This window comes from Sphingomonas sp. R647 (genome assembly GCF_020177055.1).
Taxonomy (GTDB): Bacteria; Pseudomonadota; Alphaproteobacteria; order Sphingomonadales; family Sphingomonadaceae; genus Sphingomonas.
Genome location: NZ_JAIQXT010000001.1, coordinates 385,910 through 412,695, shown reverse-complemented (window position 1 = coordinate 412,695; position 26,786 = coordinate 385,910). Strand labels below are relative to the sequence as shown.

At 64.7% G+C, this 26,786-nt stretch carries 28 protein-coding genes; 14 read left to right on the top strand and 14 right to left on the bottom strand.

Annotated elements, in window-relative coordinates; translation table 11 throughout:
* Positions 1 to 65: 65 nt before the first annotated feature.
* The 3 genes from ahpF to K9B35_RS01840 form a co-directional block, all read right to left on the bottom strand.
* Positions 66 to 1,646 (bottom strand): alkyl hydroperoxide reductase subunit F, encoded by a 1,581-nt coding sequence (ahpF, locus tag K9B35_RS01850; RefSeq protein WP_224920101.1) that lies wholly within the window; start codon positions 1,644 to 1,646, stop codon positions 66 to 68.
* Between the two features lie 114 nt (positions 1,647 to 1,760).
* Positions 1,761 to 2,324 carry an alkyl hydroperoxide reductase subunit C gene (gene ahpC / locus K9B35_RS01845; RefSeq protein WP_224920100.1) on the bottom strand — a complete coding sequence of 188 codons (564 nt, stop codon included), beginning with the start codon at positions 2,322 to 2,324 and terminating at the stop codon, positions 1,761 to 1,763.
* 134 nt (positions 2,325 to 2,458) lie between these two features.
* Positions 2,459 to 3,223, bottom strand: coding sequence for a sulfite exporter TauE/SafE family protein (locus K9B35_RS01840; RefSeq protein WP_224920099.1), 765 nt, complete (start codon positions 3,221 to 3,223; stop codon positions 2,459 to 2,461).
* A 161-nt stretch (positions 3,224 to 3,384) separates the two neighbouring features.
* On the opposite strand from K9B35_RS01840, the gene epsC reads away from it, so the two are divergent.
* Entirely contained in the window at positions 3,385 to 4,080 is a 696-nt protein-coding gene (gene epsC, locus K9B35_RS01835) for a serine O-acetyltransferase EpsC (RefSeq protein ID WP_224920098.1), read from the top strand.
* A complete protein-coding gene (locus K9B35_RS01830) occupies positions 4,077 to 4,421 on the top strand; it encodes a DUF2794 domain-containing protein (protein ID WP_224920097.1) in 345 nt (114 codons plus the stop codon). Before epsC ends, K9B35_RS01830 begins: the two co-directional genes overlap by 4 nt.
* Positions 4,422 to 4,431: 10 nt before the next feature.
* Here the strand turns inward: K9B35_RS01830 and K9B35_RS01825 are convergent, their stop codons facing one another.
* Positions 4,432 to 4,707 (bottom strand): acylphosphatase, encoded by a 276-nt coding sequence (locus K9B35_RS01825; RefSeq protein WP_224920096.1) that lies wholly within the window; start codon positions 4,705 to 4,707, stop codon positions 4,432 to 4,434.
* Positions 4,708 to 4,983: 276 nt separating this feature from the next.
* Here K9B35_RS01825 and K9B35_RS01820 point away from each other — a divergent pair, with 276 nt between their 5' ends.
* A complete protein-coding gene (locus tag K9B35_RS01820) occupies positions 4,984 to 6,276 on the top strand; it encodes a sensor histidine kinase (protein WP_224920095.1) in 1,293 nt (430 codons plus the stop codon).
* On the opposite strand, the gene K9B35_RS01815 is transcribed toward K9B35_RS01820, so the two are convergent.
* Positions 6,263 to 6,892 carry a carbonic anhydrase gene (locus K9B35_RS01815; protein ID WP_224920094.1) on the bottom strand — a complete coding sequence of 210 codons (630 nt, stop codon included), beginning with the start codon at positions 6,890 to 6,892 and terminating at the stop codon, positions 6,263 to 6,265. The two genes, K9B35_RS01820 and K9B35_RS01815, sit on opposite strands and share 14 nt — an antisense overlap.
* A gap of 79 nt (positions 6,893 to 6,971) precedes the next feature.
* Here K9B35_RS01815 and lipA point away from each other — a divergent pair, with 79 nt between their 5' ends.
* The gene (gene lipA, locus K9B35_RS01810) at positions 6,972 to 7,916 is read left to right on the top strand and encodes a lipoyl synthase (RefSeq protein ID WP_224920093.1); all 945 of its coding nucleotides are present in this window, start codon (positions 6,972 to 6,974) and stop codon (positions 7,914 to 7,916) included.
* Entirely contained in the window at positions 7,916 to 8,401 is a 486-nt protein-coding gene (locus tag K9B35_RS01805; RefSeq protein ID WP_224920092.1) for a type II toxin-antitoxin system RatA family toxin, read from the top strand. Before lipA ends, K9B35_RS01805 begins: the two co-directional genes overlap by 1 nt.
* Here the strand turns inward: K9B35_RS01805 and K9B35_RS01800 are convergent.
* From K9B35_RS01800 to K9B35_RS01785, 4 genes are all read right to left on the bottom strand, one after another.
* Positions 8,338 to 8,865: a CinA family protein gene (locus tag K9B35_RS01800; protein ID WP_224920091.1), complete on the bottom strand. Its 528-nt coding sequence runs from the start codon at positions 8,863 to 8,865 to the stop codon at positions 8,338 to 8,340. The two genes, K9B35_RS01805 and K9B35_RS01800, sit on opposite strands and share 64 nt — an antisense overlap.
* Complete coding sequence (locus tag K9B35_RS01795; RefSeq protein ID WP_224920090.1) at positions 8,862 to 9,386, bottom strand: hypothetical protein; 525 nt, start codon at positions 9,384 to 9,386, stop codon at positions 8,862 to 8,864. Before K9B35_RS01795 ends, K9B35_RS01800 begins: the two co-directional genes overlap by 4 nt.
* Before the next feature lie 86 nt (positions 9,387 to 9,472).
* On the bottom strand, positions 9,473 to 10,624 hold the full coding sequence (locus K9B35_RS01790) for a bifunctional 2-C-methyl-D-erythritol 4-phosphate cytidylyltransferase/2-C-methyl-D-erythritol 2,4-cyclodiphosphate synthase (RefSeq protein WP_224920089.1): 1,152 nt from the start codon (positions 10,622 to 10,624) through the stop codon (positions 9,473 to 9,475).
* A 233-nt stretch (positions 10,625 to 10,857) separates the two neighbouring features.
* On the bottom strand, positions 10,858 to 11,481 hold the full coding sequence (locus tag K9B35_RS01785; protein ID WP_224920088.1) for a DUF4375 domain-containing protein: 624 nt from the start codon (positions 11,479 to 11,481) through the stop codon (positions 10,858 to 10,860).
* Between the two features lie 395 nt (positions 11,482 to 11,876).
* On the opposite strand from K9B35_RS01785, the gene dusB reads away from it, so the two are divergent.
* The 9 genes from dusB to K9B35_RS01740 all read left to right on the top strand — a co-directional run bounded on the left by dusB (position 11,877) and on the right by K9B35_RS01740 (position 22,144).
* Positions 11,877 to 12,902: a tRNA dihydrouridine synthase DusB gene (gene dusB, locus K9B35_RS01780; protein ID WP_224920087.1), complete on the top strand. Its 1,026-nt coding sequence runs from the start codon at positions 11,877 to 11,879 to the stop codon at positions 12,900 to 12,902.
* Positions 12,878 to 13,981, top strand: coding sequence for a two-component system sensor histidine kinase NtrB (locus K9B35_RS01775; RefSeq protein ID WP_224920086.1), 1,104 nt, complete (start codon positions 12,878 to 12,880; stop codon positions 13,979 to 13,981). Before dusB ends, K9B35_RS01775 begins: the two co-directional genes overlap by 25 nt.
* On the top strand, positions 13,978 to 15,414 hold the full coding sequence (gene ntrC / locus K9B35_RS01770) for a nitrogen regulation protein NR(I) (RefSeq protein WP_224920085.1): 1,437 nt from the start codon (positions 13,978 to 13,980) through the stop codon (positions 15,412 to 15,414). Before K9B35_RS01775 ends, ntrC begins: the two co-directional genes overlap by 4 nt.
* Before the next feature lie 59 nt (positions 15,415 to 15,473).
* Positions 15,474 to 17,735, top strand: coding sequence for a sensor histidine kinase NtrY-like (locus K9B35_RS01765; RefSeq protein WP_224920084.1), 2,262 nt, complete (start codon positions 15,474 to 15,476; stop codon positions 17,733 to 17,735).
* Positions 17,735 to 19,108 carry a sigma-54-dependent transcriptional regulator gene (locus K9B35_RS01760; RefSeq protein ID WP_224920083.1) on the top strand — a complete coding sequence of 458 codons (1,374 nt, stop codon included), beginning with the start codon at positions 17,735 to 17,737 and terminating at the stop codon, positions 19,106 to 19,108. Before K9B35_RS01765 ends, K9B35_RS01760 begins: the two co-directional genes overlap by 1 nt.
* A gap of 137 nt (positions 19,109 to 19,245) precedes the next feature.
* A complete protein-coding gene (gene hfq, locus K9B35_RS01755; RefSeq protein WP_224920491.1) occupies positions 19,246 to 19,755 on the top strand; it encodes an RNA chaperone Hfq in 510 nt (169 codons plus the stop codon).
* A gap of 19 nt (positions 19,756 to 19,774) precedes the next feature.
* Positions 19,775 to 21,067, top strand: coding sequence for a GTPase HflX (hflX, locus tag K9B35_RS01750; RefSeq protein WP_224920082.1), 1,293 nt, complete (start codon positions 19,775 to 19,777; stop codon positions 21,065 to 21,067).
* Positions 21,064 to 21,717, top strand: coding sequence for a peptidylprolyl isomerase (locus tag K9B35_RS01745; RefSeq protein ID WP_224920081.1), 654 nt, complete (start codon positions 21,064 to 21,066; stop codon positions 21,715 to 21,717). Before hflX ends, K9B35_RS01745 begins: the two co-directional genes overlap by 4 nt.
* Before the next feature lie 76 nt (positions 21,718 to 21,793).
* Positions 21,794 to 22,144 carry a hypothetical protein gene (locus K9B35_RS01740; RefSeq protein ID WP_224920080.1) on the top strand — a complete coding sequence of 117 codons (351 nt, stop codon included), beginning with the start codon at positions 21,794 to 21,796 and terminating at the stop codon, positions 22,142 to 22,144.
* A gap of 100 nt (positions 22,145 to 22,244) precedes the next feature.
* Here the strand turns inward: K9B35_RS01740 and mazG are convergent, their stop codons facing one another.
* From mazG to metG, 5 genes are read right to left on the bottom strand one after another with little or no spacing between them, the layout of a single operon-like run.
* Positions 22,245 to 23,039, bottom strand: coding sequence for a nucleoside triphosphate pyrophosphohydrolase (gene mazG / locus K9B35_RS01735; protein ID WP_224920079.1), 795 nt, complete (start codon positions 23,037 to 23,039; stop codon positions 22,245 to 22,247).
* Between the two features lie 33 nt (positions 23,040 to 23,072).
* Complete coding sequence (locus K9B35_RS01730) at positions 23,073 to 23,681, bottom strand: TIGR02281 family clan AA aspartic protease (protein ID WP_224920078.1); 609 nt, start codon at positions 23,679 to 23,681, stop codon at positions 23,073 to 23,075.
* Positions 23,678 to 24,442: an MBL fold metallo-hydrolase gene (locus K9B35_RS01725; protein ID WP_224920077.1), complete on the bottom strand. Its 765-nt coding sequence runs from the start codon at positions 24,440 to 24,442 to the stop codon at positions 23,678 to 23,680. The genes K9B35_RS01730 and K9B35_RS01725 overlap by 4 nt, the downstream gene beginning before the upstream one ends.
* Positions 24,439 to 25,224 carry a TatD family hydrolase gene (locus K9B35_RS01720; RefSeq protein ID WP_224920076.1) on the bottom strand — a complete coding sequence of 262 codons (786 nt, stop codon included), beginning with the start codon at positions 25,222 to 25,224 and terminating at the stop codon, positions 24,439 to 24,441. Before K9B35_RS01720 ends, K9B35_RS01725 begins: the two co-directional genes overlap by 4 nt.
* Entirely contained in the window at positions 25,221 to 26,777 is a 1,557-nt protein-coding gene (gene metG, locus K9B35_RS01715; protein WP_224920075.1) for a methionine--tRNA ligase, read from the bottom strand. Before metG ends, K9B35_RS01720 begins: the two co-directional genes overlap by 4 nt.
* Positions 26,778 to 26,786 lie beyond the last annotated feature (9 nt).

Genomic DNA, 26,786 nt, shown 5'->3' with positions numbered 1-26,786 from the left:
GTCGATATAAGTGAGCAGCGCGATAACGCCACCCCCGCATTCTGCGAGGGCGGCGCCATCCGGGGTCAGGCTGCCGCGGCCTCGATCTCTTCGGCTGGGAGCCGGATGAGATAATCAAAGGCCGAAAGTGCGGCGGTCGAGCCTGCGCCCATCGCGATCACGATCTGCTTGTACGGAATGGTGGTGGCGTCACCGGCGGCGAAAATACCCGGCTGGCTGGTTTCACCGCGCGCGTCGATCTCGATCTCACCGCGCGGGGTGAGCGCGACGCTGTCCTTGAGCCACTCGGTGTTCGGCACCAGGCCGATCTGGACGAAGATGCCTTCGAGCGCGATGTCGTGCTCGACGCCGGTGTTGCGGTCCTTGTAGGTCAGGCCAGTCACCTTCTCCGCGCCGTTTACCCGCGTCGTCATCGCCGAGGTGATGACCTGGACGTTGGCGAGGCTGCCGAGCTTGCGCTGGAGCACCGCGTCGGCGCGCAACTGGCTGTCATATTCGATCAGCGTGACATGGCCGACGATGCCGGCAAGGTCGATCGCCGCCTCGACGCCCGAATTACCGCCGCCGATCACCGCGACGCGCTTGCCCTTGAACAGCGGGCCGTCGCAGTGCGGGCAATAGGCCACGCCCTTGTTGCGATATTCGTCTTCGCCGGGAACGCCCATCTGGCGCCAGCGTGCGCCGGTCGAGAGGATGACCGTCTTGGCCTTCAGGCTGGCGCCGTTCGCCAGTACGACCTCATGGAATCCGCCCTCGCGTGAAGCCGGGATCAGCTTGTCGGCGCGCTGAAGGTTTATGATGTCGACGCCATTTTCCTTGACGTGACCTTCGAGCTGGGCGGCGAGCTTGGGGCCTTCGGCGTAGGGGACCGAAATGAAATTCTCGATGCCCATCGTGTCGAGCACCTGGCCGCCGAAGCGTTCGGCGGCGATGCCGACGCGCAGGCCCTTGCGCGCGGTGTAGATCGCCGAGGCCGCGCCAGCCGGGCCGCCGCCGACGATCAGGACGTCGAACGGCTCCTTCGCGGCGAGCTTCTCGGCGGCCTTCGCCTCTGCGCCGCTGTCGAGCTTGGCGACGATCTGCTCGAGCTCCATCCGGCCCGATCCGAACAGCTCACCGTTCAGATAGACGGTGGGGACGGCGAGCACCTGGCGTGCATCGACCTCTTCCTTGAATAGCGCGCCGTCGATCGCAACGTGGCTGATCCGGGGGTTGAGGACCGCCATCAGGTTGAGCGCCTGAACCACGTCGGGGCAGTTCTGGCAGCTGAGCGAAAAATAGGTTTCGAAGTGGAGTTCGCCTTCGAGGCCCTTGACCGCTTCGATCACGTCCTGCGCCGCCTTGGACGGGTGGCCGCCGACCTGGAGCAGGGCGAGCACGAGGCTGGTGAACTCATGCCCCATCGGGATGCCGGCGAAGCGGACACCGATGTCGGTGCCGGCGCGGCGGATCATGAAGCTGGGGGTGCGCTTGTCGTCATCCTTGCGGACGAGCGTGATCTTGCCGGACAAATCGGCGATTTCGGTAAGCAGGGTTTCGAGCTCACGCGACTTGGCATCTTCACCAAGGCTCGCGACCAGCTCCACCGATTCGCGGATATGGACGAGATAGGCTTCGAGCTGCTGCTTGAGATGCGCGTCGAGCATCGGGAAACTCCTTGAACTGAAAGTAGAACGGCCCGGGGCATCGGTGAGGACTGCCCCGGGCCGTGTTCGCACCCGCCAAACTGGGGGAGGGGCGGGTGCGAAAAACCGCGTGGCTTAGATCTTGCCGACGAGGTCGAGCGACGGGGCGAGGGTGGTTTCGCCCTCTTCCCACTTGGCCGGGCAGACTTCGCCCGGATGCGCCGCGATATACTGTGCCGCCTTGATCTTGCGGAGCAGTTCGGTTGCGTTGCGTCCGACGCCTTCGCTGGTGATCTCGACCAGCTGGATCACGCCTTCCGGATCGATCACGAAGGTGCCGCGATCCGCAAGGCCCTGGCCTTCACGCAACACGTCGAAATTCTTCGACAGATTGTGGTTCTGGTCGCCGAGCATGTAATAGTTGATCTTGCCGATCGCCGGCGAGGTGTCGTGCCATGCCTTATGGCTGAAATGCGTGTCGGTCGACACCGAATAGACTTCGACGCCCATCTTCTGCAGGGTCGGGTAGATGTCGGCCAGATCCTCCAGCTCGGTCGGGCAGACAAAGGTGAAGTCGGCCGGGTAGAAGAAGAACACCGCCCACTTGCCGCGCACGTCCGCGTCGGTAACCTCGACGAACTTGCCTTCCTTGAATGCGGTTGCCGTGAACGGCTTCAGCTCGCTTCCGATGAGCGCCATTTTTTGTTCTCCTTTGGATGGTGCAGTGCAGCTTGTGCAATGCCGCATATAGGGTGCGGCGCAGCACATCCAAATTGGAAGAGTCGCTCGTGTTGATCGATCAAATCACTCAATAGGGTAAGATTGATCGATTGTCAGATGATGGCGCGATAGACGCTGTAGCTGCTGGTCAGGGTCAAAACGACGCCGACGAGGATCAGCAGGGTCTTGGTCGGAACGCGCTTGGCGAGGATCGCACCAAAGGGGGCAGCGATCACACCGCCGATCAACAGGCCGACGACTGCCTCGGTAAATGCCGAGAAACCCAAGTGAAAGATGAAGGTGATCGACACGGACAGGGTTAGGAAGAACTCGACGCAGTTGACGGTGCCGATGGTGTAGCGCGGTTGTGTCCCCTGGATCAGCAGGTTGCTGGTGACCACCGGACCCCAGCCACCGCCGCCCGCCGCGTCGAGAAAACCACCGGCGAGGCCGAGCGGCTCGACGATCCGTGGCTCGCGATGGTGGCGCGTCGGGAAACTGATGCCGCGCCACAGCAAATAAACGCCGATCAGCGCGAGATAGGTCATCACATAGGGGCGCGTCACCGAGGCATCGAGCGTGCTCAGCAGATAGGCGCCGGTCACACCGCCGACCACGCCGGGGACGAGGAGGCGGAAGAACAGCTTCCAGTTCACATTCTTGTGGAGCGCGTGGCTGATGCCGGACACGCCGGTGGTGAAGCATTCGGCGAGGTGGACGCCGGCTGACGCGGTCGCGGGTGGGACGCCGAGTACGCTGACCAGCAGCGTGCTCGAAATAACCCCGAACGCCATGCCGAGCGCACCGTCGACGATCTGCGCGGCAAAGCCGACGGCGATGAACGGGAGCAGGGCCTGGAAGTCGATCCCTTCAAACATTCACGCACCCTTCACAGTCCCAATGGCCGCATGGTTTGGAGGCCGGAAACAATCCCCACAAGATACATAGTGTTTAGCCGTCTCAAGGCATAAACGTCATGCGCTGGAAATGGGAGCGGGGACCGCCTAAATATCACGTCCAGACGAAAAGGGGCCTGGTAATGTTCGGCGGTCTTTCAGCCTATCTCGATTCCATTCGCGCACGCGATCCCGCCCCGCGCAGTCGGGCCGAGATCCTGCTTTATCCCGGCGTGTGGGCGCTGTTCTGGCATCGGGTTGCGCACCGTCTGTTCCGCGCACGTCTGTTTTTTCTCGCGCGGGCGGTGAACCATCTGTCGCGCTGGCTGACCGCGATCGACATTCACCCCGGCGCGACGATCGGGCGCAATTTCTTTATCGACCATGGCTTTGTGGTGATCGGTGAGACCGCGCAGATCGGTGACAATGTCACGATCTACCAATGCGTCACGCTCGGCGGTACCAGCCCCGACAATGGCGTCGCGGGCAAGCGGCACCCCACCTTGTCCGATGGGGTGATCATCGGATCGGGCGCGCAGGTGCTGGGACCGATTACGGTTGGTCCGCGCGCACGGGTCGGTGCCAATGCGGTGGTGACCAAGGATGTGCCCGAGGGTGCGGTCATGGTCGGCATTCCGGCAAAGCCGACGCTGGTCGAGGCCGGAGCATGGAAGAAAGACTTCGTGCCCTACGGAACGCCGTGCAGCGAGCTGTACGATCCGGCGACACAGAAGCTGGAGATCATGCGTTGCGAGCTGGAGACGATGCGCAAGCGGCTGGATCAGCTGCTCGATGAGCGTGCCGCCGAAGATCGGCCGGAGCAGCGCGACCGGGCGTGAGCGCGAACATCACCCCATTTCCGTCGCGCGGAGCGCCGTCACAGGTCGGGTTCGACCGCAGCGAGCTGACCCGCATCCTCGATCTCTATGGCCGTATGGTCGCAGCCGGTCACTGGAAAGACTATGCGATCGACCTTGGCCACGATGCGGCGGTGTTCGCCGCGTTCAGGCGAACCGCCGAGCGACCGGAGTTTCGGGTCGAAAAGCGGCCAGCACTTCGCAATCGGCAGGGCATGTGGGCGCTGGTCAACGAGGCTGGAGCGGTACTGAAGCGTGGCCACGAACTCGGACCGGTGCTCGCCCCGGTCGAACGCCGGCTGATGAAGCTGGTCGAGGACTGAGCGCTACGTTTCAGGCGGTAAACCGCTTGGTGAACCCCTTCACATTGCCAAGCTCCGCCGGGTGGGTGTCGACGCGCTCGACATTGGCCATGTTCGGGCCTTCGCGACAGCGATCAACAAAGGTGTCGAGCGCGACATCCTCGCCGTCCGCCAGAATTTCGACTCGCCCGTCCTGAAGGTTCCGGACCCAGCCGGTCACCCCCAGCTGGCGTGCGGTGCGCACTGCCCAGTCGCGATATCCGACGCGCTGGACGCGCCCTTCGATCAGCAAACGCTGCGCCGTCATTCCTGATAATCCCCGCTTACTCATGCGCCCACGCTGCGCACGGGGAATCCATAGTCCCGAGCAGGGCTGCGCGCACAGTCCTCCCCGGCGCAGACAAAGGGCGCTTCGGCGCGCTTTATGGCAGAGTTTGACGAAGGATGCTCCTAATTGGCGCAAAGCGGCTCTCGGCAGGGCCGAATTTACGGAGTATTGCGGATCGACCGCACGCCACCGATCGGATGTTGGGGCGTGTCGAACCGAAGCTATCGTCGGCGACAGCGGTATGGAGAGGTCTGCATGGAGCAGAGAAACAGCCGATTGCTGCAATTGCTCGCCGAATGCGCCGCCAAGATGCTGGCCGCATCCGACCCGCGTCAGATGATCGACTATCTGTTCGACCGCGTGCGCGAAGAGCTGAGTATTGACGTCTATTTTCACTATCTGGTCGACGGGACCGGGGGGCTGCGGCTTGAGGGCAGCGGCGGACTGACGCCCGAGCAGATCGAGTTGGGCCGACGTCTTGAGTTCGGGCAGGCTGTCTGTGGCGTCGTCGCGCGTGACCGCGAGCCGTGCCTCGCTGAAAATGTGCTCGCCAGCACCGATCCAATGACGGCGTTCATCCGGGCGGTCGGGCTCGACAGCTATGCCTGCACCCCATTGATCCATGGCGAGACGCTGATTGGCACGCTCGGCTTCGGACGACGCGCGGCAGTTCCGTTCACGGACGTCGAATTGCAGTTCCTCCGCACGATGTGCAGCTATGTTGCCGTCGCGCGAAACCGCCTCGATGTGCAGGCGGAGATGATGGCGACGATTCAGGCGCATGAGACGCTGGCCGCCGAACAGGCCCACCTGATCGAGCGACTGTCGGCGCAACCGGCAAGCTCGGACCTCAGCATGATTGCCCATGAAATCGCGCAGCCGCTGTCGGCGGCGTCGAACTACATTGTCGTCGTGCAGCGCGCACTCGAAGGGCTGGGCGGGGCGGAAGGGCTGATCGAGCTGTCGCAGGCGCGGGTCGAAATCGATCGCTGTTCACAAATCGTCTCGCGCATGCGCCGGCTGTTGCAGAGCGGTGAGATCAACGCCGAGTTCGCCACTGTGCGGCTGTTGTTCGAGGATGCGTTGCGGATGGTGCTGGCAGCGCGCCCCGACGCCGGATCGGTCGTGTCGCTGGATATCGGTGAGGGGGTCGGCGACATCCTGGGCGATCGCATTCAACTGGTTCAGGTGATCGCGAACCTGCTGAGGAACAGCATAGAGGCGACTCAGGGCGCTGCCGACCCGGTCATCACGATGCGTGCGCGCGGGGCGGGTGACTGGATCGAGATCGCTGTCGAGGACAATGGCCGCGGATTCGTATCCGGTATCCTGCCCGAACCCGGTATCTCGACGACCGGTGGAAGCGGGGTGGGCCTGTCCGTCGTCAAGCGGATCCTGGCGGCGCACGATAGCGAGATGGTCCTGGACCCGTCGGCCGAGCGCGGCGCGCGCATCAGCTTTCGCCTGATGCGCCGCGAAGCGCTGATCGGGGAAGAGCCCGCGTCGTCCGCCAGATCCGGTGAACCTGCCGCACTCAAGCAGGATTGAACGCGCCGCCCTCGTCCATCAAATGCAGCACGCCGTCGCTGATCGCGAAATAGGCGCCATGGATCGTCAGCTTGCCCGCGGCTTCGCGGGTGGGAATGAAGGGGAAGGTGCGCAGGTTGGCGATCGACGTGCGGACGGTTTCCAGCTCCATCTCCCGCGATGCCTCTGGCCCTTCGCCGAACTTTGCCTTCACCCGTTCGCGGGCGTCATCGAGCAGGCTGACCCAGGCATGGACGAACCCGCCGTCGCCCGGCTCTGAGTCCTGAAACATCTCGGTCAGCGCCGCGTGCGCGCCGCCGCACATGCCGTGACCCAGGACCACGAGCTCTTCGACCTCAAGCTTGGTCACGGCAAATTCCAGCGCTGCGGACACACCGTGCCGGCCACCGTCATTCTCAAACGGCGGAACCAGGTTCGCCACGTTGCGGACGACGAAAATTTCACCGGGCAACGTGTCGAAAATTTGCGCCGGTTCGACGCGGCTGTCGGAGCAGGCGATCACCATGACCTTGGGGCTTTGTCCGCCGACCAGCTGTGCCCAACGCTCCCGCTGGCGGCGATAGTCTGCGGAACGGAAGCGATGATAGCCATCGACGAGATCGGTGAAGTGAGTCATGCGGCCTCCTCATTTCGGTTCCCATTGGCGCAGGCCGTGGGGGCTGGCAAGCGGGGCTCTGGATCGCTATCTGCGCGACATGAACGATCCGACTCCCGTCGCCCGGCCTACCGAACCGGCAGTACGTCAGCGCAAACCTGACTGGATCCGCGTGAAGGCGCCGACGTCCGCTGGCTTTGCCGCGACGCGCGCGCTGATGCGCTCTAAAAGCCTGACGACGGTGTGCGAGGAAGCGGCGTGCCCCAATATCGGCGAGTGCTGGAGCAAAAAGCACGCGACGGTGATGATCCTCGGCGACACCTGCACCCGCGCCTGCGCCTTCTGCAACGTCAAGACCGGGATGCCGCGCGCGGTTGATCCGATGGAGCCGAACAACGTCGCCGATGCGGCGGTGCAGATGGGGCTTCAGCATATCGTGATCACATCGGTCGATCGCGATGACTTGCCCGACGGTGGCGCCAAGCAGTTCGTCAAGGTGATCGAGGCGATCCGCAAGGCGTCGCCGACCACGACGATCGAGATCCTGACGCCGGACTTCCGCAACAAGCACGAAGCCGCCGTCGAAATGATCGTGGCGGCGCGGCCCGACGTCTATAACCACAATCTCGAAACCGTCCCGCGCCTGTATCCGACGATCCGCCCGGGTGCGCGCTATTACGCGTCGATCCGGTTGCTGGAGCAGGTCAAGAAGCTCGACCCGTCGATCTTCACCAAGTCGGGCATCATGCTGGGGCTGGGCGAAGAGCGGCTCGAGGTCCATCAGGTGATGGACGACATGCGCAGCGCTGACATCGATTTTCTGACGATGGGTCAGTATCTTCAGCCCACCCCGCGCCATGCCAAGGTGCAGGATTTTGTGACCCCGGCGGCGTTCGACGCGTATGCCGCGATCGCGCGCGCCAAGGGCTTCCTGCTGGTCGCATCCTCGCCGCTGACGCGGTCGAGCTATCATGCTGGCGATGACTTCGCAAAGATGAAAGCGGCACGCGATGCCAAGCTGGCAAAGGCAGTGGTCGCGGTCTGATGCCCCGTCATGCCGAGACCCGGCGGCTGCCCTACACGCCGGAACAGATGTTCGATCTGGTCGCCGATGTCGGCCGCTATGGCGAGTTCCTGCCGTGGGTCAGTGCGGTCCGGGTCCGCTCGAACAGCGAGACCGAGATGGTCGCGGACCTGATGGTCGGGTTCAAGGGGCTGAGGGAAACCTTCACCAGCCGGGTTGGGAAGCAGCGGCCGGGGCATATCCGGGTCGATTATCTCGAAGGGCCGCTCAAGCACCTGCACAATGACTGGAAGTTCCGGCCGGATGGCGAGGGCGGCGTCCTGGTCGATTTCGAGGTCGATTTCTCGTTCAAGAACCGGGTGTTCGAGATGCTTGCCGGACAGGTGTTCGACCGCGCGCTGCGGATGATGATCGGCGCGTTCGAGCAGCGTGCGGCGGTGCTTTACGGCGACTCGGCTTCTGGTTCGGCAGGCAGCAGCAGTTCGAGCGCGCACAACGCCGCTTGAAGGCGCACGCCGCCGCGGCCGATATCGCCGAATTCGCGGGTGTCAGCGACGATCAAGTCCGGATCAGCGGCCTTTTCGGCGCGGGCGAAGACCACATGGCCAACCGGCTTCTTGTCGCTGCCGCCGCCGGGGCCAGCGACGCCGGTGATCGCGACCGCGACATCCGCGCCGCTCTGCTCAAGCGCGCCCTGGGCCATGCTCCACGCGGTGGCGACGGAGACCGCGCCGAAGGTTTCGAGCACGTCGCGGCTGACCTTAAGCTCGCGGATCTTGGCCCCGTTGGAATAGGTGACGAATCCAGCGATCAGGATCTCAGAAGAACCGGGGATTTCAGTGATTGCAGCGCAGACCAGGCCGCCGGTGCAGCTTTCCGCGACGGCGACAGTGCGGCCCGCGGCGCGGTTGGTTTCGACGACGCGGCGCGCGGCGTCGACCAGCTCTTTGGGGAGAATCGTGTCCATCATTTGGGGCGGGGCATAGGGCAAAGCGGAAGCTTTGGCCCGCCTTTTCGACGGTCGGCATCGAGCTGTGCCATTCCGACGAAAACGCCTGCCAAATTCTTGGGGGGTAGCGGGGCGAGATTGGCGACGATCTTGTCCAGTTTCGGGCAATCGGCGGGCTCGATCATCTGTCCGGCGAGCGGGACCATGATCACCTTGATCGCGGGCAGGACGAACATCGATCCTGCGATTGCCTGCATATCGGGGCCGAGCAGCTTGGCGATGCCGCTGCGCGCCGCTGGCAGGGCAGGCGCGACGCCGGATTGAAGGCGGGCGGCGAAGGCGGGGTTGGGGCGGCGGAGAAAGGCGGAGGCGGGGAGGGCGGTGCAGACGCGGCCCACCTCCGCCACCATGTCGGGCAGCAGCACCTGGAACAGCGCTTCGGCCTCGCCATCGGTAAGGCAGGGGCGGGGCTGAGCCTGAACGCTGGACGCGGCGAGACCGGTCCAGAGCAGGGCGGTGGCGGCGAGGTGGCGGATACGCATCGACTTACTCCGTCATTGGCCAAGCGGGCGGCCCTATCAGGGACTTGTAGCAGGGGCGCGCAGTGCCAAGCCTGAACCGGCGCGCTTTATTCGGTCGCCTCCGGTAGCCGAACGGTGGCGACAGCCTGTGCCGCGATCCCCTCGCCGCGGCCGGTGAAGCCGAGGCGTTCGGTGGTGGTGGCCTTGAGGCTGACCTTGCCGAGCGGAAGGTTGAGGATTTCGGCGATGCGGGTGCGGATTGCGGCGCGGTGGGGGCCGATCTTGGGTTCTTCGCAGATCAGGGTGAGGTCGATGAAGTCGATAATGCCGCCCTCTGCCCGGACCAGCGACGCGGCGTGCTCGAGGAAGCGGTCGGACGCGGCGCCGCGCCATTGCGGGTCGCTGGGCGGGAAGTGCATGCCGATGTCCCCGGCGCAGATCGTGCCGAGCAACGCGTCGGTGATGGCGTGGAGCGCGACATCGGCGTCGCTGTGCCCCGCCAGCCCCTTGTCATGCGGGATCAGCACGCCGCCGAGCCAGAGTTCTTCGCCGGCGGCGAGGCGGTGGACGTCGTAGCCCATTGCGCTGCGCGAGATGAGGTTGGCGGCATGGCGCGCCTCCGCAGCGGCGAAATCGGCAGGGTGGGTGATTTTTTCGAGCATCGGGTCTCCGGGAACGAGGGCGACGTCATGGCCCGCGCGGCGGAGCATCTGGGCGTCGTCGGTGGCTTCTTCGTCGGCTGGCCAGGCGCGGTGGGCGGCGAGGATGGCGTCATAGTGGAAGGCTTGCGGCGTCTGGATGCGGTTGAGGCCGGCGCGGGGGACGTTGTCGCCGAGGGTTTCGCTGCCCTTGGCCAGCGTATCGGCGACGGGGAGGGCGGGGACTGCGCCGGGGGCGTGGTCGAGCGCGGCGAGCAGCGCGTCGACCACTGCGGCCGGGATGAACGGGCGGGCGGCGTCGTGGATCAGGACGCGGGTGACGCCCTGACCTTCGAGTGCTTCCAGCCCGGCGCGGACCGAGTCGCGGCGTTCGGCTCCGCCTTCGACAAAGCTGACGTTTTCGAGCTGTATTGCGCGGACGTGGTCCTGCTGGCCTTTGCCGATGACGATGATGGTTTGGGTTATCATCGGGTGAGCGGATAGTGCGGTAACACTATGCGCGAGCATGGGTTTTCCGCAGAGAGGGGCGAACTGCTTGGGGACGGTTCCGCCCGCGCGAATGCCTTTTCCGGCGGCGACAATGATGGCGGCGGTGGTCATGACGCGACGGCCACGCGACTGGGACGCGACAGCGAGGCGACGGGTTCGAACCCGCAGGCGACCGTCGCGCGACGATGGCGCGACACCCACACGACCGGTTTGCGGGGCAAGGTGACATTGACGCAACTGGTGCGCAACGTGGTTGCGATTGGGGGGCAGAGGGATGGAGGACGGCGCATGCGATCTGCCTAGCGAGGCCGGGGCTTGTAGGAAAGTTCTCCGCTAAGCCGGACTCAATGTTTGGCGGGGTCGCGCTCGAAGGGGAGAATCAGTCCCTCTTGTTCCGCATAGGCTCTCAGGCGATCGCTGAGGCCGTCGCTGTCCTCATAGAACTGCTTGTCCAACATCTCCAGGCGCGCGGCTCGACGGCGTCGCGTCACCACGTCGGTGAGCTGGCGTGTCTTAGAAGACATTACGCGCCAGCGCTCTTCCTGTCTCGGTGGAGGCCCGCGCCGACCAAACAGCACCTCCGCCGCCTCTCTGGCGAGACCTAGTGAGACCTCCGCTTGAATCGCACTCAGTCCATCAACGGCAAAATTATAATAGTCTCCGGAGCTGTTCGAAAAATACTGATCGAATCCGCCATTATACATCTCACCTTCGAGTAGGCAGACGGAGAAATAAAGCTGCTCCGCGACGGCCCAGTCTCTGAGCGCTGCATTGTCACGGCTCCGTTCGACTAGTGATTTCCAGAGTTCGCGAAAGGGATCGTAGCGCTTCTGCGCCTCGTAAAAGGCGCGGGATGCTTCGATGTCTTTTCGGATCCCTTGCTTACACGCCATACAGACACCGCCGGTGCTTTCGGCGGTAGTGGGTAAGATCAGAGTTCCGCAGTCATTGCAGGGAAGTTTTGCCATCTGGTTTTTCTGGCTCCCCGGCGTGCGCAATGCAATGCTCCGGGGATGAACAACCGCGTGTCGTTAAATAGGGGATTCTCCTTGGGTGCACATAGGAATGCACAAGGAGCATGATGCCAAGGCACGGGCGTTGCTGGCATCATTGATCGCCGGAGAGCAGTCGGGCGACCCTCGCCCTTCGATCTTGAAGCGTTCGAGGCGCGTAAACGCGCAGAGAAAGATGCCAAGTCTAACCCGGGACGAGCAAATTAGCGTCAATGCTTAACAAGAAGAAGACCCTCCCCAACCCCTCCCGCAAGCGGGAGGGGCTTAAGAAGAAGGGGATGGCACAGGCGGTCGCGCTTGCATCCCCGCCCTTGCCGCTGTAGGCGCTCGTGCCTATTTTTCGGGCACAGATGACGATGTTGAACCCCATCCAGGTCGGGCCGGTGACGGTCGAGACGCCGGTGATTCTGGCGCCGATGACTGGCGTCACAGACCTGCCGTTCCGGCGGCTGGTGCGGCGCTATGGGTCGGGGCTGAATGTCACCGAGATGATCGCGAGCCAGGCGGCGATCCGGGAGACGCGGCAGTCGGTGCAGAAGGCGGCGTGGGATCCGATCGAGGAGCCGGTGTCGATGCAGCTGGTCGGCTGTACCCCCTATGAAATGGGGGAGGCGGCGAAGCTGAACGAGGATCGCGGTGCGGCGATCATCGACATCAACATGGGCTGTCCGGTGCGCAAGGTGACCAATGGCGACGCTGGCTCGGCGCTGATGCGGGTGCCGGATCTGGCGGCCAAGCTGATCGAGGCGTGCGTCACGGCGGTGTCGGTGCCGGTGACGGTCAAGATGCGCATGGGGTGGTGCCATGACAGCCTGAACGCGCCCGAGCTGGCGCGCGTCGCCGAGGAGCTGGGTGCGAAGATGGTGACGGTCCATGGCCGCACCCGCAACCAGATGTACAAGGGCAGCGCCGACTGGGCGTTCGTGCGCAAGGTCAAGGATGCGGTGTCGATCCCGGTGATCGTCAATGGCGATATCTGCACGGTTGAGGATGCGCGCACGGCGCTGGAACAGTCGGGCGCGGATGGCGTGATGATCGGGCGCGGCGCTTACGGCAAGCCGTGGGTGCTGCGGCAGGTGATGGACGCGCTGTCGGGCGCGGGCGAGCGGGCGGACCCCGATATCGACGAGCAATATGCCCTGATCGCAGAGCATTACGCGATGATGCTCGATCATTATGGTGAGATGACCGGCGTCAATCTGATGCGCAAGCATATCGGCTGGTACACCAAGGGGCTGCCCGGATCGGCGGAGTTCCGCAACAAGGTGAACCAGGAGCCGAAGGCGGCGACCGTGCTGGGCATGCTCGACGAATTCTACGCGCCGTTCCGCGGCATGCCTGCTTTGGGATCATGGCCGTCACGCGAAGCGGCCTGAGGCCGCCGCCGCAGCCGGGTGAGCCGGACCTGACCGAGATTTTCGGCGGACTTCCGTGCGCCGCATTAGTGCTCGACCCGCAGGATCGCGTGACACGCGCCAATATCGCGTGCGAGCATCTGCTGAACCATAGCGAGAAGGCGATGCTGGGGCAGCGGCTGGATCGCATCTTTGCGCTGCCCGAGGGCTATATCGGGCGGCGCGACGGGCATGGCTTTGCCGCGTTCGATGTCGAGATCGAGCCGACCCGCTCGCCGCGCACGCGCGTCGATTTCATCGAGCAGCCGATTACCGAACATCCCGGCTGGCGCATCGTGACGCTGCATCAGGCGCCGACGTCACGCCGCCTGTCGGTGGGTGCGGATCGCAGTGCGGGTGCGCGCGCGGCGGTGGGCGCGGCGGCGATGCTGGCGCATGAGATCAAGAACCCGCTGTCGGGGATTCGCGGCGCGGCGCAGTTGCTGGCGGGGGATGACGACGCCGAGACGCGGGCGGAGCTGACCCAGCTGATCACGACCGAGGTCGATCGCATCGCCGCGCTGATCGACCGGATGCAGGATTTCACCGACACGCGCCCGCCCAAGCTGGCGCCGCACAATATCTATCCGCTGCTCGACCATGCCCGCCGCGTGGCGCTGGCCGGGTTTGCGCGGGGCATGGTGATCGAGGAACGGTTCGACCCGTCGCTGCCCCCGGTGATGATGGACAAGGACGCGTTCCTCCAGATCGCGATGAATTTGCTGAAGAACGCCGCCGAGGCGCTGCGCGATGTGGCCGAGCCGCGCATCATCCTGTCCACGCAATACCGTCATGGCGTCGCGATGCGGCCGGGGCCGGATCAGCCGCGTCGGTGGTTGCCGATCGAGTTTTCGGTGACCGATAATGGCCCGGGAGCGCCGGCGGACATTGCCAGCCATCTGTTCGAGCCGTTTGTGTCGGGTAAGCCCGAGGGCAAGGGGCTGGGGCTGCCGCTGGTCGAGAAGCTGGTGCGCGATATGGGCGGCGTGGTCGAATATGCCCGCGCGGGTGATCCGGAGATGACGGTGTTTCGGGTGAATTTGCCGAGGGCGGACGGTTGAGCGCTTCGATCCTCATCTGCGACGATGACGCCGCGATCCGCATGGTTGTGACGCAGGCGCTGCGGCGCGCGGGACATCGCGTGACGGCGGCGGCGTCGCTGGGCGAGTTGCGGCGCGAGCTGGCGGCGGCGCGGCCCGATGTGCTGGTGACCGATGTGGTGCTGCCCGATGGCAATGGGCTGGATTTCGTGGCGACCTTTACCGGTGAGATGCCCGATGTGCCGGTGATCGTGCTGTCGGCGCAGAATACGCTGTCGACTGCGGTGCGCGCGACCGAGGCGGGGGCGTTCGACTATCTGCCCAAGCCGTTCGACCTGGATGCGCTGACCGCGACGGTGGCGAGCGCGCTGGCGCGGGGGCGGCGGCTGGTCGATGACCTGCCCGCGTCGGAGGAGCAGGCGGTGGCGCTGATCGGGCGCTCGCCGGCGATGCAGGACGTGTATCGCGTGATCGCGCGGGTTGTCTCCAACGAGCTGACCGTGCTGATTACCGGCGAGAGCGGGACCGGCAAGGAGCTGGTGGCGCAGGCGATCCATGACCTGGGGCCACGGCGGCGGGCGCCGTTCGTCGCGATCAACATGGCGGCGATCCCGCGCGAGCTGATCGAGGCCGAGCTGTTCGGGCATGAAAAGGGCGCGTTCACGGGTGCCGCGGCGCGCGTCGCGGGCAAGTTTGAGCAGGCGAGCGGCGGCACGCTGTTCCTCGATGAAATCGGCGACATGCCGATGGAGGCGCAGACGCGGCTGTTGCGCGTGTTGCAGTCGGGCGAGTTCACCACCGTCGGCGGGGCGCGGGCGATCCGGGCGGATGTGCGAATCGTCGCGGCGACCAACAAGGATTTGATGAACCAGGTGGTGTCGGGGCAGTTCCGCGAGGATCTGTTCTACCGCCTCAACGTCGTGCCGATCGCGCTGCCGGCGCTGCGTGAGCGGCGGCAGGATATTCGGTTGCTGGCGCGGCATTTCCTGGATCGCGCGGTCGAGGATGGGCTGCCGCGCAAGCATGTCGGCGACGATGCGATTGCGGTGCTCGAGGCGCATGACTGGCCGGGCAATGTCCGTGAGCTGGAGAACCTGATGCGGCGCATGGCCGCGCTGCACCGCGATGAGTGGATCGACGGCGACGCGGTGCGCGCGATGCTGGGCGAGGGCAGCGGGCTTGCCGCGCCGACGCGCGATGCGGGGATCGAGGCGGCGGTGATCGCGCGACTGACCCGGCTGGCGGCGGAGGAGCCGGCGGTCCTGGAGGACGGCACGCTGTATGACCGGATCATCGGCGAGGTCGAGCGGCCGCTGATCGAGGCGATGCTCGCGCGGCACGGGCACAACCAGCTGCGCGCGGCACGGGCGCTGGGGATTAACCGGAATACGTTGCGCAAGCGGCTGGATACGCTGGGGATCGATGTCGGCGGGCGGCTGGACGATCCCGCTTAGCGACAAGTCGAGCGACAAGTGTGTTTTCATGGCAACAATGATGTTGTAGCCATGTCACGATGGATGTTGCTGCCAAGCCACTGACGGATGCGGGTTTGCCCCGCTGGCGGCTGAGCATTACCCCATTTGTCGAACTCCTTGTGCTGTGCATCGCGCTGGCGGTGCTGATTACCAGCTATTTCGTGGTGAGCGGGAATACGGGTTCGCAGCGGTTGCTGACCCCGCCGTTGGTCGCGCTGTTGCTGGTCGGCAACCTCATTCCGCTGGTGGCGCTGATCGTGCTGGTCGGGCGGCGCGTGGCGATGCGGCGTGCGGCCCGGTCGCCGCTGGGCGGGCGGGCGCGGCTGCATGTGCGGCTGGTGGCGATCTTTTCGATCGTGGCGAGCGTGCCGACGATCTTTGTGTCGATCGTCGCATCGCTGCTGTTCCAATATGGCGTCGAGTTCTGGTATTCCGACCGTGCGCGTGGAATGCTTGAAAACGCGCAGGTACTTGCACAACAATCACAACGTCGAATTACCGGGTTCGTCGATGAAAATATCGCGCCAATGTCGGGGGACGTGTCCTCAGCGCTGAAGCAAGCGCCAATGGACAGTCGGGAGTTTCAGTTCTTTTTCGGGCAGCAGGTTTTCATTCGCAGCCTCAATCAGGCTGCAATATTTTCGGTGTCGAGCGAGGGCACCAAGTCAATTCTTGCGATTGCCAACCCGGGCGAAGGTGATCTGGAGAAGGACATCGATCCTACTGCGGCGCTGAAGGTGTCCGCGCGCCAGCCAATCGTGTCGGGGATCGAGGGGGACCGGGTCTGGTCGATCACGCGGATACCCGAAACGAACCTGTACATTTACGCGGCACGATTCTTTGATCTTGGCGACATCTCCGCGCAGATGAAGCGCGCTGACAGCCTAGTGAATGATTACCGTGCGCTCACGGACCGGTCGCGGACGATCCAGCTTCAGTTCAACGTCGCGCTATTGCTGCTGTCGCTGCTCATCGTCAGCGTGGCCGTGTGGGCTGCGCTTCAGATCGCGGACCGCCTCGTCCGCCCAGTGGGCGATCTGGTGAAAGCGGCGCGCGACGTCGCTGCGGGCGATCTGGCTACGCGGGTGCCGACGCCGCGGGCGGATGATGAGATCGGCACGCTTGCCACCGCGTTTAACCGCATGACCGACCGGTTGCAGGAGCAGACCAATGCGCTGGTCGATGCCAATGCCGAATCCGAAAGCCGCCGCGCGCTGATCGAGGCGGTGATGTCGGGGGTGACGGCGGGGGTGCTGTCGATCGATTCCGAGCGGCGCATTCGCCTGATCAACAGTTCGGCGATGGCGTTGCTGCAGCCCGGCGATGCGCCGGTGGGCAAATTGCTCGCCGAGGTCGCGCCGGAGCTGGACGCAGTGCTGGGCGGGGAGACGCGCGAGGATATCGTGCAGCTGACCAGCGGGGGCGAGGCGCGGACGCTGGCGGTCAAGATCACCCGCGATGAGGCCGGGCAGGTGCTGACCTTCGACGACATCACGCAGCAATTGCTCGACCAGCGGCGCGCGGCCTGGTCCGACGTCGCGCGGCGGATCGCGCACGAGATCAAGAACCCGCTGACCCCGATCCAGCTCGCCGCCGAACGCCTGCAGCGGCGTTATGGCAAGAAGATCGAGGGCGATGACGGCACCTTTGCCAAGCTGACCGATACGATCGTGCGGCAGGTCGGCGATCTGCGGCGGATGGTGGACGAATTCTCGTCGTTTGCGCGGATGCCCAAGCCGATCTTCCGCGAGGAATCGATCATCGACGTCGCGCGCCAGACGCTGTTCCTGCACGAAGTGGCCAAGCCCGATATCCAGTTCCGATTTGAGGCGCCCGACACGGTGCGGCCATTGGTATGTGACCGCCGCCAGCTTGGGCAGGCGCTGACCAACCTGGTCAAGAATGCAGTCGAGGCGATCGAGGCGCGTACGGGCGAGGGCGAGACCGACGCGGCGGGCGAGATCAGCATGCAGGTGCGCGAGGCGGCCGACGCACAGCTGATCATCGAAATCACCGACAACGGCATCGGCCTGCCCGCCGAGCGCGAGCGGATCGTCGAGCCGTATATGACGACGCGCGCGCGGGGCACCGGCCTTGGCCTCGCGATCGTCAAGAAGATCGTCGAGGAGCATTTCGGCACGATGGCGTTTGCCGATCGCGCGGGCGGGGGGACGGTGGTGACCCTGTGCTTCGACACCGCGACGCTCGAGCGACTGGTGGGAACCGGGGGAACGGACGACACGGAACCGGGTGGAGCGGGCCTTGCCGCGCTGACCCCGACCAAGAACGGAAACATGTGATGAAACTCGATATCCTGGTCGTCGATGACGAGGCCGATATCCGCGAACTGGTCGCGGGCGTGCTGGAGGATGAGGGCTATGAGACGCGCAGCGCCGCCGACAGCGATGCAGCGCTGGAAGCGATCGCCGAGCGCCGGCCGAGCCTTGTCCTGCTCGACGTGTGGCTGCAGGGGTCGCGGCTTGATGGGTTGGACCTGCTCGACGAAATCAAGCGGCGCGACGCGTCGATCCCGGTGCTGGTGTTTTCAGGCCATGGCAATCTCGACACTGCGGTCGCCGCGATCCGGCGCGGGGCATCGGACTTTATCGAAAAGCCGTTCGAGGCCGAGCGACTGATGCTGTTGGTCGAACGCGCGACCGAAACCGAGCGGCTGCGGCGCGAAGTCGCGTCGCTGCGCGCGACGGTGGGGCGCAGCAACGACCTGCATGGTACATCGGGGGCGATCAATGCGGTGCGCGCAACGTTGAAGCGGGTGGCGGCGACGGGAAGCCGGGTGATGATCACCGGCGGTCCCGGCACCGGCAAGGAAGTCGCCGCGCGCCTGCTGCATGAATGGAGTAACCGCGCGAACGGCCCGTTCGTGATCGTCAGCGCGGCGCGGATGACGCCGGAGCGGGTCGAGGAGGAATTGTTCGGGGTCGAGGATGGCGACCTGGTCCATCCCGGTTTGCTGGAACAGGCGCATGGCGGGACGCTGTTCCTGGACGAGATCGCCGATATGCCGTTGACGACGCAGGGGCGGATCCTGCGCGTGCTGACCGAACAGAAGTTCAACCGGGTCGGCGGGCAACGGCAGGTCAAGGTCGATGTGCGCGTGGTTTCAGCGACCGGGCGCGACCTGACGACCGAGATTGCCGAGGGGCGGTTCCGCGAGGACCTGTTCTACCGGCTCAATGTCGTGCCGGTGCCGATTCCGCCGCTGACCGAGCGGCGCGAAGACATTCCCGCTCTGGTCGAGCATTTCGTGGCGCACTACGCGACCGAGCGGCGCGTGCCGACCCCTGAAGTCGCGGGTGATGCGCTGGTCGCGTTGCAAAGCTATGAATGGCCGGGCAATGTCCGCCAGCTGCGCAACGTGGTCGAGGCGACGGTCATCATGGCGCCGGGCGACCGGATCGGACGGATCGACATCGATATGCTGCCGACCGAAATCCTCGGACGCCGCGATGACGGCGGGATGGGCGCGGCTACGATCATGGGCGCACCGTTGAAGGAGGCACGCGAGAGTTTCGAGCGCGAATATCTGCGCATCCAGATCAAGCGCTTCTCGGGCAACATCTCTCGCACGGCGCATTTCATCGGGATGGAGCGGTCGGCGCTGCACCGAAAGCTGAAGCTGCTCGGCATCCATGAGGCGCGCGACGAGGAGTGAGTTGCGGCTGATCGCGCCGACGTCTCGGCGTTGCCACGCACACCTATGGACGTTGTGGGGGGCAATACCTACATTGCCCCAAACGCGCCGCTGGGTGGCGCGCATCCGACGCCGGGAAACGGCGCGATTGCGGGAAAATCCCGCCAAGAACAGTGAGCTGCATCATGGCCGACAAGCAGACATCCCTTCAGGATCTTTTCCTCAACGCGCTTCGCAAGTCCAAGACCCCGGTGACCATGTTTTTGGTCAAGGGCGTCAAATTGCAGGGCATCGTCACCTGGTTCGACAATTTTTCCGTGCTGCTCCGCCGCGACGGCCAGTCGCAGCTGATTTACAAGCATGCGATTTCGACGATCATGCCGTCGGGCGCGGTCGATGTCGCGTCGATCGTCGATGCGGTGCCAGATACCCAGTCCAAGAACCCGGTTTTGCAGGAAATTTTCCTTGGCGCGGTCAAGCGTCAGCAGGAAAATGTCACCATGTTCTTGGTCAATGGCGTGATGTTGCAGGGCGGGATCGCGGCGTTCGACCTGTTCTGTATGCTGCTCCAGCGCGATGGCGCGTATCAGCTGGTGTACAAGCATGCGGTGTCGACCATTCAGCCAGCGCATCCGCTGGACCTGACCGATCAAGGCGAGGAAGCCTGATCGCCTTGAAAGCAGATTTATGAGTACCGGTTTCGAGCGCGACCCCGACGAGTTCACGCGGGGCGCGCGGGCAGTGGTTGTCTATCCCGACCTTGGCGGATCAACGCGCGACGCCGAGGCGCGTCTGGAGGAGACCGCTGGCCTTGCGGTCGCGATCGGGGTCGAGGTGGTCGAGCGGGTGGCATTGCGCATCCGCGCGGCCAAGCCGGGCACGCTGATTGGGTCGGGACAGGTCGAGGCGCTGGCCGAGACGGTGCGCGACCGCGACCTCACGCTCGCCGTGTTCGACGCGGGGCTGACCCCGGTGCAGCAGCGCAATCTTGAAACCGCACTCGGCTGCAAGGTCATCGATCGTACCGGCCTGATCCTCGAGATCTTTGGCGAGCGTGCGCGCACGGCCGAGGGGCGGTTGCAGGTCGAGCTGGCGCATCTCGACTACCAGGCCGGGCGGCTGGTGCGCAGCTGGACCCATCTTGAGCGCCAGCGCGGCGGTTTCGGCTTCCTTGGCGGCCCGGGCGAAACGCAGATCGAGGCGGATCGCCGCCTGATCCGCGACCGCATGGCGCGGCTGAAGCGCGAGCTTGAGTCGGTGAGCCGCACGCGCGGGCTGCATCGCGAGCGGCGGCAGCGGGCGCCGTGGCCGGTGATTGCGCTGGTCGGCTACACCAATGCCGGAAAATCCACGCTGTTCAATCGCTTGACCGGTGCTGACGTCATGGCGGAGAATCTGCTGTTCGCGACGCTGGATCCGACATTACGGCAGATTTCGCTGCCCGGGATCGACAAAGCGATCCTGTCGGACACGGTGGGGTTCGTGTCCGAACTGCCGACTCAGCTGGTCGCCGCGTTCAAGGCGACGCTGGAGGAAGTGGTGTCGGCGGACTTGCTGATCCATGTCCGCGACATTGCGCACCCGGACAGCGAGGCGCAGCGCGACGATGTCGAGTCGGTGCTCAAGGACATCGGCGTTGCGCCCGAGACGCCACGGTTCGAGGCGTGGAACAAGCTCGACCTGCTCGATGGCGAAGCGCGTGAGGACGTGCTGGGCGATGCGGCGAAGCGCGACGATGTGCTCGCGGTGTCAGCGCTGAGCGGGGAGGGGGTCGATGCCCTGATCGCGAAGGTCGCGGCGCGGCTGACGCATGGCCATCGCCGCTATCAGGTCACGCTCGCGGCCGCCGATGGGGCAGGGGCGGCATGGCTGCACCAGCATGGCGAGGTGGTCGACCACTGGATCGACGGCGAGACCGCGATCTACGACGTGCGGATGGCGCCCAAGGACCATGAGCGGTTCGAGGTGCGCAACGGATGACGCCACGGCGCGGGGTGGTGCTGGGGCTCGCGGCGATGCTGCTTGTTTCGGCGGGACCGGCGTCGGAACCGCCGGTGGTGCGGGTGCGGCTGGTGACCAGCGCGGGGACCGTGACGTTGGCGCTGGATGCGCGGCGGGCGCCGCTGACGGTCGCGAACTTCCTGCGCTATGTCGATGACGGGCGGCTGGAGGGCACCCATTTCTATCGCGCGGCGCGGCGCAAGGGCGATCCGGCGAACGGCTTTATCCAGGGCGGGATCGGCACCGATGCACGGCGGATACTGCCGTCCGTGGCGCTTGAGCCGACCAGCAAGACCGGCATCAAGCATCTGAGCGGCACGATTTCGATGGCGCGATCGATTGCTCCCAACTCGGCGCATGGCAATTTTTCGATCATGGTCGGCGACAATCCGACGCTAGACGCGCGACCGGGCAAGCTCGGCTATGCCGCGTTCGGGCGCGTGATCGGCGGCATGGATGTCGTGCGCAAGATCCTGGGCATGCCGACCGGCGGCGGGCGCGAGGAGATGCGCGGGCAGATGATCCTGCAGCGTGTGAGGATCCTGCGTGCCGAGCGGATCGACGGGACGGCCAAGCCGACCGGGCGGCCCAAGCCGTGGCTGATTAACCTGCCGTGGCGCAAGGATTAGGACGAAGCGTCCGTAATTTCACTTAAGCGGTGCGTCCTGACTTGCTGCGATGCAGCATCATTGCCATATTGTCATGATGGATACCGAGAAGGGGGCGGAGTCTCCGCCAAACCCAACGCCGATCGTGCTGGAGGGGATCGTCAGGCAGAAATGCATGAACGCGATCTATAATCGCACGCGCATGGTGCTGGCACCGCACATTCTCTACACCCGCGCCGGGTCTCTCTATGTCGACGCGCAGGTCATTTCGCGCGATTTCGTGATCCCGCGTGAAGAGAAGTTCGGGACGTTCAAGGTGGACGGCCTCAAGAACCTGGCACTGACCGAGCGCGAGTTCGCGATCAGCCGGTTGTTTTTGCCGGAGTCCGAGAAATATGACGGGACCACGCTGATGGTGGTGGAGCCGCAGGCGGCGCCGGCGTTCTGACAAATCTCCGTTTGTGCTGAGCTTGTCGAAGCACGATGCGTGATAGAGATGTCTGGAGCTGCCCTTCGACAGGCTCAGGGCAAACGGGTGGGGGTAGCGATCACTCGCTCGCCTTTACGGCGCCCCAGAGGTCTTCCTTTTCGTCAAGCGACAGGCCGGTAAACGCGTTGCCCGCCTGAGCCTCCATCGCGCGGAAGCGGCGTTCGAATTTGGCGTTGGCGGCGCGCAATGCGGCTTCGGGATCGATGCCAAGTTTGCGCGACCAGTTGACGGTGGCGAAGAGCAGGTCGCCGATCTCCTCGGCGCGGTGATCGTCGCTGGTCGCGGTTTCGACCTCTGCCAGCTCCTCGTCGACCTTGGCGCGGGCATCCGCCGGGTCGGCCCAGTCAAATCCGGTGCGCGCGGCGCGCTTTTGCAGCTTTTCGGCGCGGGTGAGGGCGGGGAGGCCGATCGCAACGCCGTCGAGTGCCCCGCTCGTTCCCTTGCTCCCCCGCTCTTCGGCCTTGATTTGTTCCCACAGGTGATGGCCGCCGTTCTCGGCGCCGCGGAAGATGTGCGGGTGGCGGCGCTCCATCTTGTCGCAAATGCCGGTGATGACGTCGGACAGGTCGAACGCGCCGAGTTCTTGCGCCATACGGCTGTGAAAGATGACCTGGAGCAACAGGTCGCCAAGTTCGTCCTTGAGGTCGGTCAGGTCGGCGCGCGCGATGGCGTCGGCCACCTCGTAGGCTTCCTCGATCGTGTAGGGCGCGATCGTGGCGAAGGTCTGGACGGTGTCCCATTCGCAGCCCGTCACCGGGTCACGCAGCCGCGCCATGATCGCCATCAGGCGCTCGATGCCGGGGGACTCGATCTGGGTGCTGTCCGGCGCGGGGGAGACCGTCTGCTCGCTCATGGCCTAAGTCCGATAATATACATTATGTTAAATTCAGCTTGGGTTGGGTTCGAGGATCAGCACGTTCCCCTCCACCCGCCACGATTTGAGGCGTGACAGGAAGTTCATCCCCAGCACATCGAGATCGCCGAAGCTGGGCGCGACGAATACGGTCAGGTCTTCGGTGCTGAGTGCGCCCACCGCCACCCGCCCGACATTGGCGCGGCGTGCGTTGACGACGCCGTTGGCGGTCGACACCTGAACCGGCGCTCCATCAGTATAGTCGATCCCGGCCGCGCGCGCCGTGCTCTCGCTGATCGCCGTCACCGTCGCGCCGCTGTCGATCAGCATGCGGCGTTCGACACCATTGATCGTCGCGCGCGCCCAGAAATGGCCGTCGGGCGACAGGCGGATGCTGACCGATCCCGCGCCGGTGACGGGCGCCGGGTCGGACAAGCCGCTGCTGGCCCCGATGACCTGAAGCTGGTCGAGAATGCGGTCTTTGTTGATCACAACGAGGGTAATCAGGCCGGCGATGATCGCCCAGCCGATCACCGTCTTGACGATGAAACTGAATTGCATGTTGCGGATGCTGAGCGAGCCCAGCACCAGAATGAGGAACCCGACCAGCGATACGAGCTGAATGATCTGGGACTCGGTCAAACGTGCAACTCCATGCCGTCATGGCCCGGCTCGACCCCGGTGGGCAGCTCGGCCTTCAGGGTCATATAGTCCATCGAGTGATCCATATGAACGAGAACCGTGCGGCGCGCACCACATTGCTGCGCCCATGCCAGTGTCTGTGCAAGATGCGGATGGGTCGGGTGCGGCTCACGGCGCAGCGCATCGGCGACCCACAGGTCGAGGTCGCTGTAGAGCGACGCCATTTCGTTGGTGAATATATTGAAATCAGTGGCATAGCCGACTGACTTGCCAGAATGTTCAAAGCGCAATCCGGCGCTGGTGATGCCACCATGCGGCTGATCGACCGTGCGGACAATGATGTCGCCGATCGTCATGCCGTCCCGCAACGGCTCGATCGTCGCGGTCGGGCGGTATGGCCCTCCCCCTTCGAACACATAGCGGAAGCGATCACGCAACCGTTCCTGCGTCTTCCAGTCGGCGAGGCCGCGCACCGGGGCACCGCGCAGGTGCATCAGCTGGCGCAGATCGTCGATGCCGTGGCAGTGATCGGCGTGATCATGCGTCCAGATCACCGCGTCGATATCCGCGACATTGGCGGCGATCAGCTGCTCGCGCAGGTCGGGGCTAGTGTCGACGAGGATGCGGGTGGCACCCGCCTCGACCAGGATCGAGGCGCGGGTGCGGCGGTTGCGCGGGTCGGTCGGGTCGCAGCTGCCCCAGTCGTTGCCGATGCGGGGAACGCCTGATGACGTGCCTGAGCCGAGGATCCGGACCTTCACGGGGTCGTCAGTGTCTTTGCGAACAGCCGGTGGAAGTTTTCGCGGGTCGCCTCGGCCAGTTCCTCGGCGTCCATGCCGCGCAATCGCGCGAGGAAGCGACAGGTGTCGGCGACGAACGCTGGTTCACCGGTCTTGCCGCGATGCGGGACGGGGGCGAGGAACGGGGCGTCGGTTTCGATCAGCAGCCGGTCGAGTGGCAGCCGCGCGGCGGTTTCCTGAAGGTCGCGGGCGTTCTTGAACGTCACGATGCCGGATATGGAGATATAAAAGCCTAATTCCAGTGCCTTGTCGGCAAATTCTCCACTGGCTGTGAAGCAGTGGATCACGCCGGGATAGGCCCCCTTCCCCATCTCCTCGGCGAGGATGTTGGCCGTGTCCTCCTCCGCATCGCGGGTATGGACGATCAGTGGCAGGCCGGTTTCGCGGCTGGCTGCGATGTGGGAGCGGAAGCTCTTCTGCTGCTGGGCGCGGTCGCTATGGTCGTAATAATAGTCGAGCCCGGTCTCGCCGATGCCGACGACGCGCGGGTGCGTAGCGCGCGACAGCAGCTTGGCGGTGTCGATATGCGGATGCTCGTCCGCCTCATGCGGGTGGATGCCGACCGTTGCCCAGACGTCGCTTTCGCGCTCGGCGGTGGCCAGCACCTCGTCCCATTCGCGCTCGCGCGTCGCGATGTTGAGCATCGCCACGACGCCGCTTTCACGGGCACGGGCGAGAACCGCGTCCTGATCCTCAGCCAGTCCCTTATAGTTGAGGTGGCAATGGCTGTCGGCGAGCCTCATGCGGTCGCTTCCTCTGCCAGCACGAGGCGCGGGAACACGCCGGTCGGCGGATCGAGGCGGAAGCCTGACGTCACGGCTTCATCATACCAGCCCTTGTTGTCGAGCGCGGCATGGTCGCGACCGTCCTGCCCGAGCTGGTCGAGGATCTTGCGGGCGGATTCGGGGATTACCGGCAGGACGAGGATCGCGAGGTCGCGGATCGCGCGAACCAGCGTGCCGAGGACGGCGTGCATCCGCTCCGGGTCGGTCTTGCGCAGCGCCCACGGGGCCTGAACATCGATATATTGGTTGCAGGCGAACACTGCGCGCATCCATGCCTCCAGCCCCTGATTGAGCGCGAGGTTGTCGAACGCGGTACGGAACTCGCGGCTCGCCTCTTCGATCGTTGCGAGCAATTCGGCATCGGCAGGGTCGCTGCGGCCCGCCTCGGGCAGCGCGCCTTCGAGATTCTTGGCGATGAACGACAAGGTCCGCTGGGCGAGATTGCCGAAGCTGTTCGCCAGATCTGCGTTTGCGCGAGTGACGATCGCTTCATCGCTGAAGCTGCCGTCATTGCCGAACGCGACCTCGCGCAACAGGAAATAGCGCAGCGCATCGACCCCATAGAGCCGAGTCAGCTCCATCGGGTCGGCGACATTGCCGGTCGATTTCGACATCTTCTCGCCGCGGTTGAGGATGAAGCCGTGCGCGAACACCTGCTGCGGAAGCGGCAGGTCGGCGGACATCAGGAAGGCGGGCCAATAGACCGCGTGGAAGCGGGTGATGTCCTTGCCGATCAGATGCAGATTGGCGGGCCAGTAGCGCGCGAGATCGCTTCCTGCATCGGGATAGCCGGTGCCGGTGAGGTAATTGGTCAGCGCGTCGACCCAGACATACATGACATGGCCGGGCGAGTTCGGCACCGGCACGCCCCAGTCAAAGCTGGTGCGCGAGACCGACAGGTCGATCAGCCCGCCCTCGACGAACTTCACGACCTCGTTGCGCGAGCGCTCCGGGCGGATGAAGTCCGGCTGCGCCGCGTACAGATCAAGCAAGGGCTGCTGGTACTTCGACAGGCGGAAAAACCAGGTTTCCTCGGCGGTCCACTCAACCGGGGTGCCCTGCGGCGACAGCTTGACGCCGCCCTCCCCTTCGGTGAGCTCTTTCTCTTCATAGAACGCTTCGTCGCGGACCGAATACCAGCCTTCGTAGCGGTCGAGATACAGGTCGCCCTTGGCCTCCATCGCGGCCCAGATCGCTTGGCTGGCGGCATAGTGATCCGGATCGACAGTGCGAATGAAACGATCATGTGAAATATTCAGATCGCGCGCCATATCGCTGAAATAGGCTGACATTTCATCCGCAAGCTGACGCGGGGTCAGGTCGCGGGCGCGGGCGGTCTGGGCGATCTTCAGGCCATGCTCGTCGGTGCCCGTCTGAAAGCGCACGTCGCGCCCGGCCTGACGCTGGAACCGGGCAATCGCGTCGGCGGCGATCATCTCATAGGCGTGGCCGATATGCGGCTTACCGTTGGGGTAATGGATCGCGGTGGTGATGTAGTAAGGTTCGGACATTGGGGCGCT